This window comes from Phaeocystidibacter marisrubri (assembly GCF_008933165.1).
Taxonomy (GTDB): domain Bacteria; phylum Bacteroidota; class Bacteroidia; order Flavobacteriales; family Schleiferiaceae; genus Phaeocystidibacter; species Phaeocystidibacter marisrubri.
The window spans coordinates 1,078,170-1,094,619 of the sequence record NZ_WBVQ01000001.1; the positions used below are offsets into that span (position 1 = coordinate 1,078,170).

The following is a 16,450-nucleotide window of genomic DNA, read 5'->3' on the forward strand; positions in this document are numbered from 1 at the left end:
TTTACAACCTACTCACTTCTTTTTTAAGGTATGATCCGGTTCGTTTTCAACACGAATGTGACTCCAGTTTTCGCCAGATTTAATTCGGTACAATTGCATTTCTGAAATACCAAATTGCTTGGCGATCAAGCGAAGTCGCGTTTTCCGATTGGGATCCCAAATCTTCTTCTTGATACGCATCACATCTGTTGTAGTGAGTTTGTGTCCCACTTCAGGTACGTACTGAGCTTGTATTTTTTTGGCAGCAATCACGGCTGGATTCTCTTTGTGATGATTGAGCGCTTCGGCTTTGGTCACCCACCTTAGATTGGACACGTGGTTGTTCTTCTTGTCAAAATCCAAGTGGATGAGTTTACTTCTTTCTTCGCTTTGTCCATCAACAAAGTACTCTCCTACTAACTTATGGATATAGAACGTTTTATCTTTTCGATCGATACGAATCTTTAAGGAAGGATATCCACCAATAATGCCGCCTCGGAGAATGCGACCTTGTTTGATATCAACATCAAATACTCTTACTCGGCCATGGTTAGAAACAGCGTAACTTTTGTTTGGCGATTGGTTCGATGGAAAAGAAAGTTCTACCCACTTCTCCTCTTTGTGAAGTGTTGGCATTGCTTTCTATTCTATTTTGCCCTTTTCGGACTTAGGTAAATATTAAATTTGGTAGGTGCTTTCGCACAGGATTCAATATCGGTAATAATTTCACAAGTAGCGTTAGCTTTTAAACGATTATGGATTATCTACTTTATTTCCTCTCTTTCATCTTCATACTCGCGGGAATCGCTGGAAGTATTTTACCTGTTTTACCGGGACCTCCCCTGGGGTGGATCGGACTCCTACTCTTCTCATTTACCGCGGAATCAAGCTTTTCAACCTCCTTTCTGATATGGACTGCAATTGCCGCAGCGATAATCACAGCCTTGGATTATGTAATTCCGGTTTGGGGGACTAAGAAATTCGGTGGAACGAAAGCGGGAGTAAGAGGGTCAACCGTAGGTCTTCTCATCGGCGTTTTCTTCGCTCCTTTTGGATTAATCTCAGTGATTATTGGACCGATGATTGGTGCCTATGTTGGAGAGATGATGCAAGATAAGGACTCGTCAAAAGCCTTGAAATCAGCCATCGGTTCCTTTATTGGATTCCTGTTGGGGTCGGGTATGAAGTTGATTTATGGTTGTTTGGCGCTGTATTGGGCTATTGCCGAGTTCTTTTGAGTTAATACTGCCCTGTAGACAACAGCACGAGTGTACAAGCCATATCAGCTTCGATACCTTGCGCTTCTAACTCCTTCGCCCACTCCATGTTTTCAGTACCTGGATTAAAAATGACGCGTCTGGGATGAACTTTGGCAATCAATTCTTTGTAATCCTCTTGTATAGTAGGATTAATGTAAAGCGTCACAGTGTCCACATTTTGTCCGATCAAGGTAGATGGATCAGTCTGAATTGAGAGTCCGCCTGCTGTTACGCCTTCACGACGACCTATTGGAATAACAGTATGACCTTTGGATAGTAGGGAATCGGCAGCCAAATAAGCATATCTTGAAGGACTCGGGTGAGCTCCTAGGATTGCTACTACTTCATGTTTTAGATTTGTGTTCATGATTGATCAACTTAGTTGGAATTCACTTTCATATACGTACGACGGAAGAACGACCCTTTCCTTTCCAGATGGAGTGGTTCATCGCGGAGAGATGATAGCCGTTATCGGAAATTCTGGTAGTGGCAAAAGTACTTGGATGCAGCTTCTTTCTGGTATTTTGGCCATTCAAGAAGGCAACATACTCTACGGAACCACTTCCCTACTTCGCAAATCGGAAACGCAGCGCGACAAACTCCGGTCTCGACATATCGGACTCATCTTTCAAAAGAATCACTTTTTGAATGACTTGTCCGTGCAAGACAATCTCATGCTCCCAAGTTACGCGGTTCGTCAGAAGCCTGACGTGAGCTTCATCACTGAGCATGCGGAGAAGTTATCCGTTTCTCATTTACTACAATCGAAGCCCAGTGAATGTTCAGTAGGTGAACTACAACGCTTGTCTATACTGCGTACCTTAAGTACAAAACCATCTTTCATATTGGCGGATGAACCTACAAGTGCCCTAGACGATGTAAATGCTAGTGCCATTTTGGACATTTTCGAGACCATCTCGAAAGAACAAAACATTGGAATCCTCATTGTCACCCATGATCAGCGTGTTAAGAGCAGAGTTTCAAATACCATACAAATAGGAAAATGAAGAAGATGACCACGCTTAAGCTGGCTGTTCTTCAGCTATGGAATCGCAAAACTCGATTGATTGTACAATGGGTCATGGTGATTCTAGGATTTGGCTTAATCTCAGGCTTTTTTACACTGCAATCCAGTGTAGATGATCAATTGGTATCCGACTTAGGGGATGTAAATCAGGTTTGGACTGCCAAAGGCTCTCCTTTACAGGGATTACTTGCCAATGTGTATCACATGGATGCTCCACTCGGAAATATCGCTTTGCAGGAAGTGAAACCATGGTTGAAGAATCCCATGGTTGAACGGGCCTCGCTTATAGGGTATGGCGACACCTACAAAGGCCGCAGAATTCTGGGAACAGATAGCACTTGGAAGTCCATTTATAACCTAACATTATCTGATGGGAGTTGGCCTGTCAACACCATGGATGTCGTTCTTTCCAAATCCCTTTCTTCAGAATTAGGTCTTTCAATTGGAGATAATTTTCAAGGTCAACATGGCGAATCTGCTGACGAGCATCATCATGAAGAGAAATACCATGTAGTAGGTTTGTTCGACAACTCACAAACTGTGGCAGATCGATTGCTCATCACGCCGCTTTCTAGCGTGTGGCATGTCCATCACATATCTGAAGAAGAACAAGCTGTAACCGCTGTTTTAGTCAAGACAAATTCCCCAATGGCTATGTTCCAATTGCCACGGGTAATCAATGAAAAGTCTACATTCCAAGCCATCTTACCCAGTATTGAAGTCAACCGCATTTACGCACTACTCGGCAATACCAAGAGTGCATTCATCGTGTTGAGCGTGCTTTTCCTATTACTTGGGGTATTCAGCATTTCCATCACCCTTTACGAAGTGATGCGTGCTCAACAATTTGACCATACCCTTTTGAGGGTTTTTGGACTCTCTCCACGGCGATTAGGTGCCATGATTTACCTTCAAGCCTTTTTTATTACGTCCTCGGGCTGGGTGATTGGTGTTGGAATCATCAAGTTGATTCAAGTGCTTTACAGAAGTCAAATCGCTCAAAAATTCGGCGTCAACCTTGCACCTCCCACACTCACACCTACAGATATTTACTTGTTTTCTCTTGCAGTGCTACTTGCACTTGTAGTGTCGGTTCCTGTAATCATCCGTATCTTTAAAATGACGATCCACAAGAATATAAAGAATGCGTAAAATCCTATTCTCCACACTGCTTCTATGTAGTATTTACAGTCAAGCTCAATTGATTGTAGACTGGTCAGCTTTTACTGGTACAGGCTATGAATTAAACGAAGATGGGGCTTTTGTAAATCCTGAATACACGGAGACACTCAAACAATTGGATGGAAAAATGATTATGCTCAAAGGGTATATCGTTCCAGTGGATGTCCAGCTCCAGACTTATGTGCTTTCAGCCTATCCGCTCGCACAGTGTTTTTTCTGTGGAAATGCGGGTCCTGAAACCGTTGTGCAGTTGTATTTCAAGAATGCTCCTCCTCGCCTGCTTACCGATCAATATGTAGTTTTAATGGGCCGCTTGAGGTTAGAGCAAGTGAAGCCAGGAAGCTTTTTCTTTACACTGTTTGAAACGCAGCTCGCCGGATGAAAAACTTCATACATCTGTTAATCCTGCTATGGCTTCCTCTTTCTGCCGAAGCTCAACAGGTTATTAAATGGGAAGATTTAAACAAGGTTGAATTTGTAGAGTTCTACGATAGAGATCGCAGCGATTGGTCGCTCAAAGCGGAATACTCACCTGAAATTCTAGGACTTGATAGCACTTCGGTGCAGATTACTGGCTATATCATTCCCTTAGATGTTCAAGGTGACGACTATGCCTTATCTGCCTTTGCATTCAGTTCTTGCTTCTTTTGTGGAGGGGCTGGACCTGAAACGGTTATGGGCTTATCCTTTCGAGATGTCCCTGATCGAATGTCTACCGATGACGTCGTAAAGCTCAAAGGAGTTTTGCGCGTAAGAGAGTTGCCTGGACAAGGGTTTCATTATCAATTAGATCAGGTTGAAATTATTCGTAGATATTAATCGTGAAAAAGCGCCGTACTCTTTTAGTGCTTGGATTGCTAGCAGTGATTTTCTGGTTTTTAGGCCCTTCTCCAAACAGACCCGATTACGAAAATGCATCCTTTCAGACGAACCTCTCATTTGACGGAAGTTTGTCTCGTATTCAGGATTGGAATGATTCGCTTCCTTTTAAACAAGGATGTGAACCATATCTGTATTTAAAAGACAGCGCTAAAACACCCTATTGCATTCTCTACTTGCACGGTTTTAGCGCAACTCCTGAAGAAGGCGCTCCAACCCATACCCAAATGGCCGACACCTTCGGTTTTAACTTGTTTGCTCCTACGCTCTTCGATCACGGGTTGGTGACAGATAATCCACTACTTCATTACACTGCAACCGGAGCATGGCACACTGCGCTTCAAGCGCTTTCTATAGCACATGGATTGGGTGATTCCATCTTGATTGTATGTACCTCTACTGGAGCTCCATTAGGGTTGCGACTAGCGAATTTAGACCCAACGGTTGCCGGACTTGTGTTTTACTCGCCCAATGTTACACCTGCCGACCCCAATGCCCGACTCTTAAATGGCCACTGGGGTGAAACTATTGCTCGATTGGTTTTGGGATCGAGAATGCGCGATGTGGGCGTTGAAGACGAATACTACCAAATGTATTGGGACAAATTCTACAGGATTGAATCGCTTCCTGAAATGCAGGAACTCTGTGAATCAGCATTTGAAGACGACGCGGTTACAGCCACAAGAACACCTGTTTTCATTGTAGCATGGTATGAAAGTGATACGTCACAAGACAATGTAGTTAGTGTTGAACACATGAGGTGGCTCGCCGAAAACTTAGGCTCCAAGCGCGTTGTATTTGAAACGTTTCCAGCAGGTTCGCACGTGATTGCCAATGGCAAATACAGTCTTTCTCAAGAGGAAGTGCTTTCAAGGAGTATTCATTTCATCCGCTCATTAGGTATTCTATCACGCAACGTTGCAGACACCACATTGCTTCGTTAAGTTTGCTCTCAATGGATTTTATCAACCCCTATATGCTTTGGGGATTGCTGGGGATCAGCATTCCAATCGCTATTCATCTTCTTCAACTGAAGAGGTATAAGACGCTTTATTTTAGCGATATACGATTTCTAAAAGAAGTTCAGCAATCTGCCAAAAAGCAACAACGCATTCAGCATTGGATCATTCTATTGTGCAGGATAATAGCATGGGGATCGCTTACCATCGCATTTGCCCTTCCCTTTTTTCCAAAAGAGTCGAATCCATCGATCTCCACCAATGATATTCTCATTTATGTAGATAATTCTCCAAGCATGTCTCTCAAATCTGGTGAGGGGCCGCTGTGGTCGCAGGCTAAGCAAGCTGCGCAACAAATCGTAGAGAATTACCCTAATGCATCCTTTCACATCTTGACTTCAACGCTGGATGGTTCTGATGCCGTCCCGTTAAATGCAACAGCTGCAGGTAGGAAGATCAATGAAATCACACTTTCAGAAAACTCCATCAGTTGGACGGATTTAGCCAAGCGAATCTCAACCTATGGCTTAAAAGACTCAGCTCTTTTCTTCGTGCTTACAGATGGGCAATCATCTGCAATTGAGAATTTTAATACGCATAACCAACCCATTAAATGGATTCCATACCTATTTGAACCAAGCGGAAGCATCTCTAATATTTCAATTGACAGCGCCTGGATATCTACTCCTGTTATCTTACCAGGGCAGTCTGTTGACGTACACTATTCCATCCATGCGTTTGGAGAAAACCCTACACAAACACAGGTGGAGTTATGGGTTGGAAACGAAGTAAGGGGGACTCTATCTATTGAAATTGAACCCCATACTCCAAAAACAGGTAAATTTTCTTTTTCAGCTCCTCAACAGCAGCATATTCCGGTTGAGATAAGAATCAAAGATGAGAGTGTTCACTTTGACGATCATTACCCAATCGCCATAGATACTCGAAAAAATTTGAGCTTCTTGGATATTCGGAATCCGAATGGAGAGTTTTTGCCACTAGAGAGTTATATCTCAGATTCGAGTTCTACCGTAGATGTTGTGAGCTTTCAAAACATTCCTTTCGGAAGTCTGTCTAATTACGATTTGGTGGTCGTAGAACCTACGTCCCAATGGCCTACAGGTCTTGCTCCTTCTCTTTCGGATGCTTTAGAGTCGGGTGCTTCAGTACTTGTCTTTCCAAGCGGTCCTACTAATGCCGAGTTACAATCATTAGGACTTGCTCCATTTTATCAATCCGACACCCTTAAGGTTCGCGATATTGAGATAAAAAGCAATGACCCTTTTTATTCGGGTGTCTTTTATGAGAGTACCGACAGAGTCAAAATGCCCGCCGTATCCTTTGAGTATCAAATTGATAATCAATACGTGCGTTTGGGTGCGAAATCTCTATTATCAAGAAGCAATGGCGCTCCGTCACTCATTCGATATCCAAGTGGTATTGGTCAGGTTTATCAATGGAATGCCCATCCAAACAAGCATTACGGCACCAGCGATTTATATCCTGTATTGCTCTATCAAATGGCGATTTTCAAGGAATCAAAACCTTGGTACAGCTTTGACTTAGATCATTCGGAATGGCTTCGAATTCCTGTTGCCATGCGCGGTGATCACATTGTTGAGATTGTACAGGATAGCCTCGTATCCATACCTGAACAGAAAGTTTCTGGAAAGTATGTAGATGTGAATACGAAAGTGGATATTCTTCACTCGGGTATGGCAGAATTGAAGTCTGAGGATGAAATTTTAGGGCTGATTGCTTACCATGCCAACAGACGAGAAAGCGACGTGAGAAGGCTATCTACCAATGACATTGAGAGCATCTTAGAAACCAATTCCGCAGACTTTACCGTATTTGAAGTCAGTAATTCTTCGGAAATAGACACGGCGATTAACGAAATGAATTCCCCTGATTCCCAATCGAATTTGTGGATCTATCTCGTAATTGTGGTTCTTCTTTTAGAAATGATTCTTTGGAGACGTCCAAAAGCATAAATTTGCGGTCATGACAAGCATTCTTCTCCGCAGTGCGCGAGTAATAGATACGCGCTCACCTTACCACAACAGTGTAGTAGATATCCTGATCAAGGATGAACAGATCGTTGCTATTGGCGAAAATCTTGAAGCAGATGATGCTACGCGAGTACACGATTTAAGCGGAGCATGTATTTCTCCGGGTTGGGTTGAAATGCACAGCAGTTTTGCTGATCCAGGTTTTGAAGAGCGAGAGCACATTATCTCTGGTGCAAATGCCGCTTTAAAAGGTGGTTTTAGCACCGTTTGCTTGACGCCGTCAACCTCGCCTATCGTTCAGAGTAAAAGTGATATTGAGTATATCTACGCGAAAGCTCAAGGCACACCGATTAACCTGTTCCCGCTTGGAGCACTTTCTAAGAACATGTCGGGAGAAGAGATGACGGAGATGTACGACATGTTTGGAGCAGGTGCTGTAGGGTTTTCAGATGACAAGAATCCAATCAAGAACCCTAACCTACTTCGTATGGCTCTGCTCTATGCTAAGCCGCACGAAATGCCCATTGTCGATTTTCCTTTTGAACCCCTCCTCGCTTCTGCGGGTCAGATGAATGAAGGACATACTGGTACATATTTAGGGATGAAGGGAATTCCAAACTTGAGTGAAGAGCTGATTGTCGCCCGAGATTTGGAATTGGCAGCTTATACCGAAGGTCACATTCACTTGTCTTCTATTTCTACTAAAGGATCTGTTGACCGAATACGAAAAGCCAAAGAGAACGGAATTCACGTGACCTGTGATGTGAATTTGTACAATTTGATCCTTACTGACGAAGTTTTGAGAGACTACGACAGTATGTACAAAGTGCTTCCTCCTTTGAGAAATACCGAGGACAAAGCCGCGCTCATTGAAGCGGTAAACGATGGCACTATTGACGCCATTGCAGTAGATCACATTCCTTTTGATGTAGAACACAAGAAGTGTGAATTTGAGCACGCTTCATTCGGCATGGCCTATCTAGAGCATGCATTTGGGCTTTACGGAGCTCACCTATCGGAAGTGATTTCGCTCGACCGTTGGGTGGAATGCGTGGCGCATGGACCGAGAGATTCATATAATCTAGGTGCGATAGAAATTGTAGAAGGTAGCCCAGCTGAATTCACCATCTACAACGAAACCACCACTTGGAGTGATCGCGTAACTGACACAGCTAGTATCGCTTATAATCAACCCTTTACCAAAGTTGAGTTGAAAGGAAAAGTGAGCGGAATCTTCAACAAAGGAGAGTACTTCCCTGTTTAGTTTTTATTCCTGATGTACATGGATACGCATCCCGTCGTATCCCAGTTCAATTCCTGTTGGAAGCTCCGCGGAAACCTCGTCATGCAATCCCATTTGATGACTGATGTGTGTGAAAATCGTTCGATTGGCACCAATGAGCTTAGCCACCTTTATTCCTTCTTCTAGATGATAATGGGAATGATGCTGTTTTTGGTGAAGAACGCCCAAAACGAGCACATCTAATTCTGTCAACAATTCGAGAGAAGAAGCGGGAATGGCGTTCACATCTGTGATGTACGCAAAGTTTCCGATTCTAAATCCCATGACTGGCCATTTGCCATGCCACACTGGAATAGGTTGAACAATCACATCATTCAATTGAAATGGATTAGAGTCAATCACATTCGTTACAATCCGAGGTGCTCCAGGATAGGGAACTCTAGAAAAGGCATAATCAAAATGGTGGCGAATCCTGGCCAATACCTGTCCGGTTCCATACACATTCATGTCCACCCTGTTAGAAAAGTTAAAAGCCCGCACATCGTCCATTCCAGCGATATGGTCCATGTGCTCATGTGTCAACAGAATGTGTTCAAGTGAATGAATATCATTTGCCAGTATTTGTTGACGAAAGTCTGGACCACAGTCTATTTGAATATTGAGTCCATTAGACATTTGAATAATCGCGGCAGTTCTCAGTCGAACATTGTGAGTGTCAGTCGACTTACAAACGGTACAATCACAGCCTATAACTGGGACGCCTTGCGATGTTCCGGTACCAGACAATATTACTTCCATGGTGCAAAAATACACGGTAATTCACGGTAAACGTAGAACTTCTCGTTACCTTTGTCTAAGTACGAAAGTGCAAAGCCCTTTACATGGATCGCTTAATTCTCAACCCAGCGCAAAAAGCGTTGAAGATTAATCTTGACCCGAACATTTACGGCACCTTTGCCGAAATCGGAGCTGGTCAAGAGACTGTTCGTCACTTCTTTAGAGCAGGTGGTGCTTCCGGCACCATCGCAAAGGCCATGTCTGCATACGACAAGGATTTCTCTGATGCCATTTACGGCAAAGAGAAAGACAATCGCTATGTAACGGAAGAGCGCCTTCGCAAAATGCTCGATCACGAATACAAGCTCATGAATGATCGCTTGAGTCGTGATAAGCACCCTGACAAACGCTTCTTCACTTTTGCGAATACAGTGGCTACGATCAACTTTGCCAAGACCTTCAAAGGACATGGTTGGTTGGGGTTGCGTTTCCAGACTTCTCCTGAAAAATTGCCAAATGAAATCATTCTGCACATACGAATGCACGAGAATGAGGCACGCTATCAACAGGAGACCATTGGCGCTATGGGTGTTAATCTCATCCATGGAGCTTTCCATCTTTGGGAAGATCCAAAGGAGCTCTTAGTTTCGCTTTACGACAACATTTCTAGAGATGCCATCGAAGTGGACATGATCAATTTCATTGGTCCAGACTTCGAAGATGTGGACAACCGATTGATGAGTTTGCAGCTTATCAAGAACGGGTTCACCGACGCTGTCATCTTTGGTCCAGAAGGAAATAACCTCCTTCCAGCCGAGCTGCTCTACAAAAAGAATGTACTCGCCTTGCGCGGATCTTTCCGCCCAGTTACCAAGGTGAATATCGATATGATTAAAAAGGGATACCGAATGTTCGTTAAAGAACGAAAGGTAGACCGCGAAAACCTTGTTGTACTCTTTGAAATCACCCTTAACAACTTGTTAGCCGAAGGTGAAATTGACGAACAAGACTTCTTGGATAGAGCTGAGATACTCTGTTCACTTGGACAAACTGTTCTCATCTCTAACTATCAAGAATACTACAAGTTGGTGGATTATTTCGGAAGATTTACTTCCAAGCGTTCGGGCCTTATTATGGGCATCCCTAACCTCGAAGAAATCTTCAATGAGAAGTACTATCGCAATTTGAATGGAGGCATTTTGGAGGCATTTGGTAAAATCTTCTCCAAAGACATCAAGATATACGTGTATCCATTCAAACCTACTTCCAAATCCAAACTCACTACCAGCAAGAACCTAAAAGTTCACCCTCGCTTCCGCCCTATTTTCGACTATCTCATCTACAACGGTAGAATTGTAGATATCGAAGACTTTGACGAGTCTATCCTCCATGTTTTTTCAAGAGAAGTTCTCTCGAAAATCAAAAACGGAGAATCGGGTTGGGAAGAGAGTTTACCTGCTTATGTAGACAACATCATCAAAGAGAAAGGATTGTTCGGTTGCGAAGTAGTGAAGGAAAAAGCGAATAACTAGTTATTCAATCCACTTTTGTAACGCTCTAACGCTCGTTCACGTGCCTGCTTATGGTCAACCATAGGTTTAGCGTACGACGATGTGCCATATTCTGGCACCCACCGTTTAACGTATTTCAAATCCGGATCAAACTTTTCCAATTGACTGGTAGGATTGAAAATTCTGAAATACGGAGCAGCATCGCATCCACTTCCTGAAGCCCATTGCCACCCGCCTACATTCGAAGCTAAGTCGTAATCCAGGAGTTTCTCTGCGAAGTAGCGCTCTCCCAAGCGCCAATCAAGCAATAAATGTTTGGTTAAGAAACTGGCAACCACCATCCTAACTCGGTTGTGCATGTATCCTGTTGAGTTCAATTCACGCATGCCTGCATCTACCAAAGGATATCCAGTTTGCCCTTTACACCAACGCTCGAAATGCTCTTCACTCGACTCCCATTCGATGTTATCGTATTGAGGTTTAATCGCTTTAGTGGGACATTCTGGATAATGAAAAAGGATCATTTGATAGAAATCCCGCCATATCAATTCGTTCACAAAGGTTTGATTGGAACTAAGTGCTGTTTGCAGAAGTTTTCGAATAGAAATGGTTCCAAATCTCAAGTGTACGCTGAGCCGAGAGGTTCCGTCTTTACCCGGATAGTCGCGCGTCTCATCATATGTTCGGATGATTTTCTTTGGAAACTCTCTGGATGGGAACTCCAATTCACTCTTTTCAAAACCCAAGTCGCTTAATGACGGAATCTGAGTGGGAGTTGACCGGTGAAGATTACCAAGATACTTTTCTGTAGGATAAGAGGAAGTGTAGAAGTCATTCAGCTTTTGTCGCCATTTAGAAGCATACGGACTAAATACTAAATAGGGTGAGCCATCTCCCTTTACCACTTCATCCTTATCGAAAATTACATGATCTTTTGCACCAATAAAATGGACATTAGAGGCATTTAACAACTCATAAACTTCTGAGTCGCGTTCCTTTGCATACGGTTCGTAATCGCGATTTGTATAGACATTTTCAATCGAGAACTCAGACAAAAGCTCCTTCAAAATGTCTACGGGGTTCCCATAACGAACCATGAGTGAAGAACCGTGCGATTCATACTCCTTTGAAAGGCGAGTAATCTCATTGTGGATGAAGGTGATTCGAGCATCTCGTTTATCTTCTAGTTGAGACAAAATATTCTCGTCGAAAATAAAGAGAGGTTGCACCGGTAAATCACCCCTAAGCGCCTTGTAGAGTCCAGCATTATCCTCGATGCGCAAATCTCTCCGATGCCAAAAGATATTCAGTTTCGTCATTTGTTGGCTTTTATATAAGCCCTCAAATGCTATCGATCTCTCAATTCGATTTCCGTGAGGGCAGAATCGTATTCTTCAACTGGAATAGCCGCAGCTTTGTTCTCATTCATCTCTGAAACAGCATCAAATTCACGATGCTTCCATGCAGGTCGAAACAATTTTCGGAGGATCTTCATAAGTGTTCTGTTGTCTTCAAGGATACAAATCCTTTTTCGATTTATAAACTCTTGAATCCATTGATTTTATTAGGCTCTCCGTTGATTTCTGGCTATCAAGCAGATATATATTTCAAAAACTCTTTGCGCTTGGATTTCTTTTGGAATGAGCCACCGTAGTGAGTGGTAACAGTACTCGAGCCACAATCTTCCACTCCGCGAGTTGAAACACATAGGTGTTCTGCATCAATGTATACAGCAACATCTTCTGTGTTCAATACTGCTTTCAATTCTTCGGCAATCTGTTCCGTTAGTCTTTCCTGAACCTGTGGACGTTTGGCGAAATGCTTCACAATTCGATTGATCTTGCTCAATCCAACAACTTGTCCGTTTGATATATAGGCCACGTGACATTTGCCTAGAATAGGGACGAAATGATGCTCACAATAACTCTGTAGAGTGATCCCTTTCTCCACTAGCATCTCACCGTACTGATACTTGTTGTCAAACAGCTTCGCTTCGGGTTTATTAGCAGGATTGAGCCCTTGAAACACCTCTTTGACGTACATCTTTGCAACGCGACGAGGAGTGCCAGAAAGACTATCATCATTAAGGTCCATCCCAAGAATCTCCAGAATATCACGGAACTTCTCCTCGATTCTGTCAATTTTCTCATCATCTGAGATGTCAAAGGCATCGGAACGAAGCGGAGTTTCTTTGGACGTCCCAACATGCGACTCCCCTGCCATTTCAATCACGTGGAGAATCTCCTCAGGTGAGGTTTCCATTCTATCGTTGCGTGGTTCCATCGAACTCGCAGAAGTTTCTTGGCGTTTCATAGAGAACAACCTTTAAATCTAGATCCTCAGAAATGTGTGGTCGAAGCCATTCCCAGATCGTAACTGCGATCCACTCTACGGTAGGGATACGCGTTTTGAAGATGGGAACTTCTTCATTTAAGTTCTTGTGATCTAGCTGTTTTTCAACCTTGTCTTCAATCAAATCTGCAAGTACTTTCATATCCATCACATAACCGGTTTTGGGGTCGATTGGACCTTTAACTGTTACGATCAATTCGTAATTATGACCGTGGTAATGAGGGTTGTTGCACTTACCGAAAATCTCATCATTCTGCTCATTGCTCCACTCCTTGTTGAAGAGGCGATGTGCGGCATTAAAGTGTGCGTGTCGACTAACCGAGACAATCATACGTTTGCCTCTTGGAGGAATCGGTCAAAAATGATTTTAAACCATTCCGTGTAATTTCCAGGATGGGCTTCAATATCGGCACGTAAGGCTGGTACTTCTATCCACTTCCAATCGCACACTTCGTCAGGGTTGGGATTGGGTTCACCTTCAAAATGGCCAATCATCACGTGGTCATACTCGTGTTCGGTTAGCCCGCTGTCTAACTCTGCTTTGTAGGTAAACTCCAACACCTTAGTTAAGGGTGTCGTAAATCCCATCTCCTCCATTAAGCGACGATTTCCAGCCTCTAGAATGCTCTCCCCTTGACGAGGGTGGCTACAACAAGCGTTGGTCCACAAACCTCCGGAATGGTATTTTTCCAAAGCTCTACGATGAATCATCATCTCACCTTTGGCGTTGAGGATAAAAACGGAAAATGCGCGGTGAAGAAGACCTTTACGGTGGGCTTCCAACTTCTCCATCAGTCCGAGCTCTTTATCGTGCTCGTCGACCAGGATTACGTGTTCTGCCATGAATGTGTGGTTAAGGCGTAAATAAACTCTGGCGAAGGTAAGAACAGAATAACACTAAAATGCCTGCTCATTCAGAAATCCAACCTTCTGCTAGGGTTACCTATTCGATTACAATAAGTTAAAACTGTGTCGCAAGTACGAACTCACAAACAGACCGTATTTGCGCTTGTTTGATATGCGAATCCGTTCTTTGAAGATCACATGAGAAGACGTTCTCTTGATCTTCCTAAATAAGGAGTAATAGTAAACATACGCAATATATACTCCAAAGCGAGCACCTTTCGGAAGAGCTCTAACTCCTTCAAAACCTGCTTTAAAGTCGGCTTCGATATCTTCTTCAATCTCAGCTTTTGTTTTATCGCAGAACTGATTTAAATCCACACCTGGAAAGTATGTTCTGCCAAGCTTGTGGTAGTCATCACTCAAATCGCGCAAGAAGTTGATCTTCTGAAAGGCAGATCCCAGCTTCATGGCCGGTTGTTTTAAGCGTTGATACGTCTGTTCATCACCATTGACGAAGACTTTGAGACACATCAACCCAACAACCTCTGCACTGCCAAGTATGTATTCCTCGTACTTATCGCTGGTATAGTCAATAGGATTTAGGTCCATCTCCATGCTATGCAAGAAAGACTCGATAAGCTCAATATCAATATTGTAATCTCTAACCGTTTGCTGAAAACTGTTGAGTATGGGATTGGTGCTAATTCCTCTTTCTAGAGCTAGATAGGTATCTCTTTTAAACTCAGCCAATAATTCTGGTTTCGGATAATCGTGGAAGGAATCTACAATCTCATCTGCGATGCGAACATAGCCATACAACGCATAAATAGGGTCGTGATACTTACGTTGTAACCCCAAGATACCCAAGGTAAAAGAAGTACTGTAACGATGTGTTACTAGGCGGCTAGCGCGAAAGGACAATTGGTCGAACAGAGCTTTCATGCGGTTACTTTTAGTTGATCTTTTACAATTTCTCCAGCCACGACACGACCAGAGATCAAGGAAGGTGGCACACCAGGACCAGGCGTTGTTAATTGCCCTGTATAGTACAGATTTGGAACCACTGGGCTCTTCATCTTTGGCTTTAAGATAGCGGTTTGATCCAGCGTATTGGCTAAACCATAAGCATTTCCCTTAAATGCGTGGTAATCTTTTACAAAATCCGAATGGGCATAATCTCTTTTAAAGACAATATGTGGACGTAAGTCTTGTCCAGTTCTTGTCTCTATTCGGTTCATCACCTCTTCAAAGTAAACCTCCATGATATCGGACGTTTCTTTCATTCCCGGGGCAATGGGAATCAAGATAAAAAGATTCTCACCGTCGGATGGCGCTACAGTTTCATCCGTTTTAGATGCCAAGCAAGTGTAGAACAGGGGGTGATTAGGCCATTCAGGTTTTTCATAAATGGCAGAAGCATGAACATCAAATGGACTGTCAAAAAACAAGTTGTGATGAAGAAGCTCATCTACTTTGGTATCCAATCCAACATAATATATGATGGAAGATGGAGCTAGTTTTCTAGAATCCCAATACTTCTCATCGTATTGTCTCGATTCTTTTCGGAGAACGTTTTGTTCAATGTGATGGTAATCGCCTGCAGCAACAAAGACATCCGCTCTATAATTCGCGTTGGCCGTAATCACTTCTGAAATACGAGTTCCTTCATAATGAAAACTCAGAACTTCTTCATTGCATTTGAATTGAACCCCATTCTCCTCAGCTAAGCTCACCATAGCCTCAACAATCTTATGCATACCACCTTTGGGATACCAAGTTCCCAATTGCATATCTGCATAATTCATTAAGCTATATAAAGCTGGAGTATTCTTGGGAAGAGCACCTAAGAAAAGAATGGGAAACTCCAGTAATTGGATGAGTCGTTGATCTTTGAAATGTCTACGAATGTAAGACTTCATCGACGAGAGCAGATTCATTTGAACCAGTCCTTTGACCACTCTCATATCGGCAAACTCCATGAGGGATCTACCCGGTTTGTAGACCAGTTCCTGAATACCTACTTCATACTTGAATGCCGCTTCCTTGAGGAACTTCTTCAATTTATCGCCACTCCCCTTCTCTATTTTGTCAAACAACTTGAACAGCGCGTTTGTATCCGCTGGCATATCAACTGCCTCTTTCTCGAAATAAACGCGGTAAGACGGGTCTAGACGGACTAATTCATAATAATCAGACACTTTCTTGCCAAAGTGGTTGAAATAGTCCTCAAACACATCAGGCATCCAGTACCAACTTGGTCCCATATCAAAGGTAAAACCTGAATCAGAGAATTTTCGAGCTCTCCCTCCTGGGGTGGAATTCTTTTCCAACACCGTAACAGAATATCCTTTAGCGGCAAGAGAAGTAGCAGCCGCCATACCGGCGAAACCGCTTCCAATAACAACGGCGGTGGGTTTTGACATA

At 43.2% G+C, this 16,450-nt stretch carries 19 protein-coding genes; 9 read left to right on the top strand and 10 right to left on the bottom strand.

All coding sequences use genetic code 11. The features are described from left to right. Positions 1–12 precede the first annotated feature (12 nt). Positions 13–615, bottom strand: coding sequence for an HNH endonuclease (locus tag F8C82_RS04845; RefSeq protein ID WP_151692423.1), 603 nt, complete (start codon positions 613–615; stop codon positions 13–15). A 119-nt stretch (positions 616–734) separates the two neighbouring features. Between F8C82_RS04845 and F8C82_RS04850 the strand changes: the two genes are divergently transcribed. Further along, positions 735–1,217, top strand: a complete 483-nt coding sequence (locus F8C82_RS04850) for a DUF456 domain-containing protein (RefSeq protein ID WP_151692424.1) — start codon at positions 735–737, stop codon at positions 1,215–1,217. A gap of 1 nt (position 1,218) precedes the next feature. Here F8C82_RS04850 and F8C82_RS04855 read toward each other — a convergent pair whose 3' ends face one another. After that, a complete protein-coding gene (locus F8C82_RS04855; protein WP_151692425.1) occupies positions 1,219–1,605 on the bottom strand; it encodes a CoA-binding protein in 387 nt (128 codons plus the stop codon). Here F8C82_RS04855 and F8C82_RS04860 point away from each other — a divergent pair. From F8C82_RS04860 to F8C82_RS04890, 7 genes are read left to right on the top strand one after another with little or no spacing between them, the layout of a single operon-like run. Then, positions 1,604–2,245 carry an ABC transporter ATP-binding protein gene (locus F8C82_RS04860; protein ID WP_151692426.1) on the top strand — a complete coding sequence of 214 codons (642 nt, stop codon included), beginning with the start codon at positions 1,604–1,606 and terminating at the stop codon, positions 2,243–2,245. The genes F8C82_RS04855 and F8C82_RS04860 overlap by 2 nt on opposite strands. 5 nt (positions 2,246–2,250) lie before the next feature. Next, entirely contained in the window at positions 2,251–3,417 is a 1,167-nt protein-coding gene (locus tag F8C82_RS04865; RefSeq protein ID WP_170266157.1) for an ABC transporter permease, read from the top strand. Next, positions 3,410–3,829 (top strand): hypothetical protein, encoded by a 420-nt coding sequence (locus F8C82_RS04870; protein WP_151692428.1) that lies wholly within the window; start codon positions 3,410–3,412, stop codon positions 3,827–3,829. The genes F8C82_RS04865 and F8C82_RS04870 overlap by 8 nt, the downstream gene beginning before the upstream one ends. Continuing rightward, positions 3,826–4,266, top strand: a complete 441-nt coding sequence (locus F8C82_RS04875; RefSeq protein WP_151692429.1) for a DUF3299 domain-containing protein — start codon at positions 3,826–3,828, stop codon at positions 4,264–4,266. The genes F8C82_RS04870 and F8C82_RS04875 overlap by 4 nt, the downstream gene beginning before the upstream one ends. A gap of 2 nt (positions 4,267–4,268) precedes the next feature. Continuing rightward, complete coding sequence (locus tag F8C82_RS04880) at positions 4,269–5,270, top strand: alpha/beta hydrolase (RefSeq protein ID WP_151692430.1); 1,002 nt, start codon at positions 4,269–4,271, stop codon at positions 5,268–5,270. 11 nt (positions 5,271–5,281) lie between these two features. Further along, a complete protein-coding gene (locus F8C82_RS04885; RefSeq protein WP_151692431.1) occupies positions 5,282–7,279 on the top strand; it encodes a BatA domain-containing protein in 1,998 nt (665 codons plus the stop codon). A gap of 10 nt (positions 7,280–7,289) precedes the next feature. Continuing rightward, positions 7,290–8,561: a dihydroorotase gene (locus F8C82_RS04890; protein ID WP_151692432.1), complete on the top strand. Its 1,272-nt coding sequence runs from the start codon at positions 7,290–7,292 to the stop codon at positions 8,559–8,561. Between the two features lie 3 nt (positions 8,562–8,564). Here the strand turns inward: F8C82_RS04890 and F8C82_RS04895 are convergent, their stop codons facing one another. Next, positions 8,565–9,338, bottom strand: coding sequence for an MBL fold metallo-hydrolase (locus tag F8C82_RS04895; RefSeq protein WP_151692433.1), 774 nt, complete (start codon positions 9,336–9,338; stop codon positions 8,565–8,567). Between the two features lie 83 nt (positions 9,339–9,421). Here F8C82_RS04895 and F8C82_RS04900 point away from each other — a divergent pair, with 83 nt between their 5' ends. Next, positions 9,422–10,849, top strand: coding sequence for a TonB-dependent receptor (locus tag F8C82_RS04900; protein WP_151692434.1), 1,428 nt, complete (start codon positions 9,422–9,424; stop codon positions 10,847–10,849). On the opposite strand, the gene F8C82_RS04905 is transcribed toward F8C82_RS04900, so the two are convergent. The 7 genes from F8C82_RS04905 to F8C82_RS04930 form a co-directional block, all read right to left on the bottom strand. Further along, positions 10,846–12,147: a cryptochrome/photolyase family protein gene (locus F8C82_RS04905; RefSeq protein ID WP_151692435.1), complete on the bottom strand. Its 1,302-nt coding sequence runs from the start codon at positions 12,145–12,147 to the stop codon at positions 10,846–10,848. The genes F8C82_RS04900 and F8C82_RS04905 overlap by 4 nt on opposite strands. Before the next feature lie 29 nt (positions 12,148–12,176). Beyond that, entirely contained in the window at positions 12,177–12,323 is a 147-nt protein-coding gene (locus tag F8C82_RS14715) for a hypothetical protein (protein ID WP_170266158.1), read from the bottom strand. A gap of 95 nt (positions 12,324–12,418) precedes the next feature. Beyond that, on the bottom strand, positions 12,419–13,090 hold the full coding sequence (gene folE / locus F8C82_RS04910) for a GTP cyclohydrolase I FolE (RefSeq protein ID WP_223279479.1): 672 nt from the start codon (positions 13,088–13,090) through the stop codon (positions 12,419–12,421). Position 13,091: 1 nt separating this feature from the next. Further along, positions 13,092–13,511 carry a 6-carboxytetrahydropterin synthase gene (locus tag F8C82_RS04915; protein WP_151692437.1) on the bottom strand — a complete coding sequence of 140 codons (420 nt, stop codon included), beginning with the start codon at positions 13,509–13,511 and terminating at the stop codon, positions 13,092–13,094. Beyond that, a complete protein-coding gene (gene idi / locus F8C82_RS04920; RefSeq protein WP_151692438.1) occupies positions 13,508–14,023 on the bottom strand; it encodes an isopentenyl-diphosphate Delta-isomerase in 516 nt (171 codons plus the stop codon). Before idi ends, F8C82_RS04915 begins: the two co-directional genes overlap by 4 nt. Positions 14,024–14,131: 108 nt before the next feature. After that, complete coding sequence (locus F8C82_RS04925) at positions 14,132–14,968, bottom strand: phytoene/squalene synthase family protein (protein ID WP_151692439.1); 837 nt, start codon at positions 14,966–14,968, stop codon at positions 14,132–14,134. Next, positions 14,965–16,449: a phytoene desaturase family protein gene (locus F8C82_RS04930; RefSeq protein ID WP_151692440.1), complete on the bottom strand. Its 1,485-nt coding sequence runs from the start codon at positions 16,447–16,449 to the stop codon at positions 14,965–14,967. The genes F8C82_RS04925 and F8C82_RS04930 overlap by 4 nt, the downstream gene beginning before the upstream one ends. Position 16,450 lies beyond the last annotated feature (1 nt).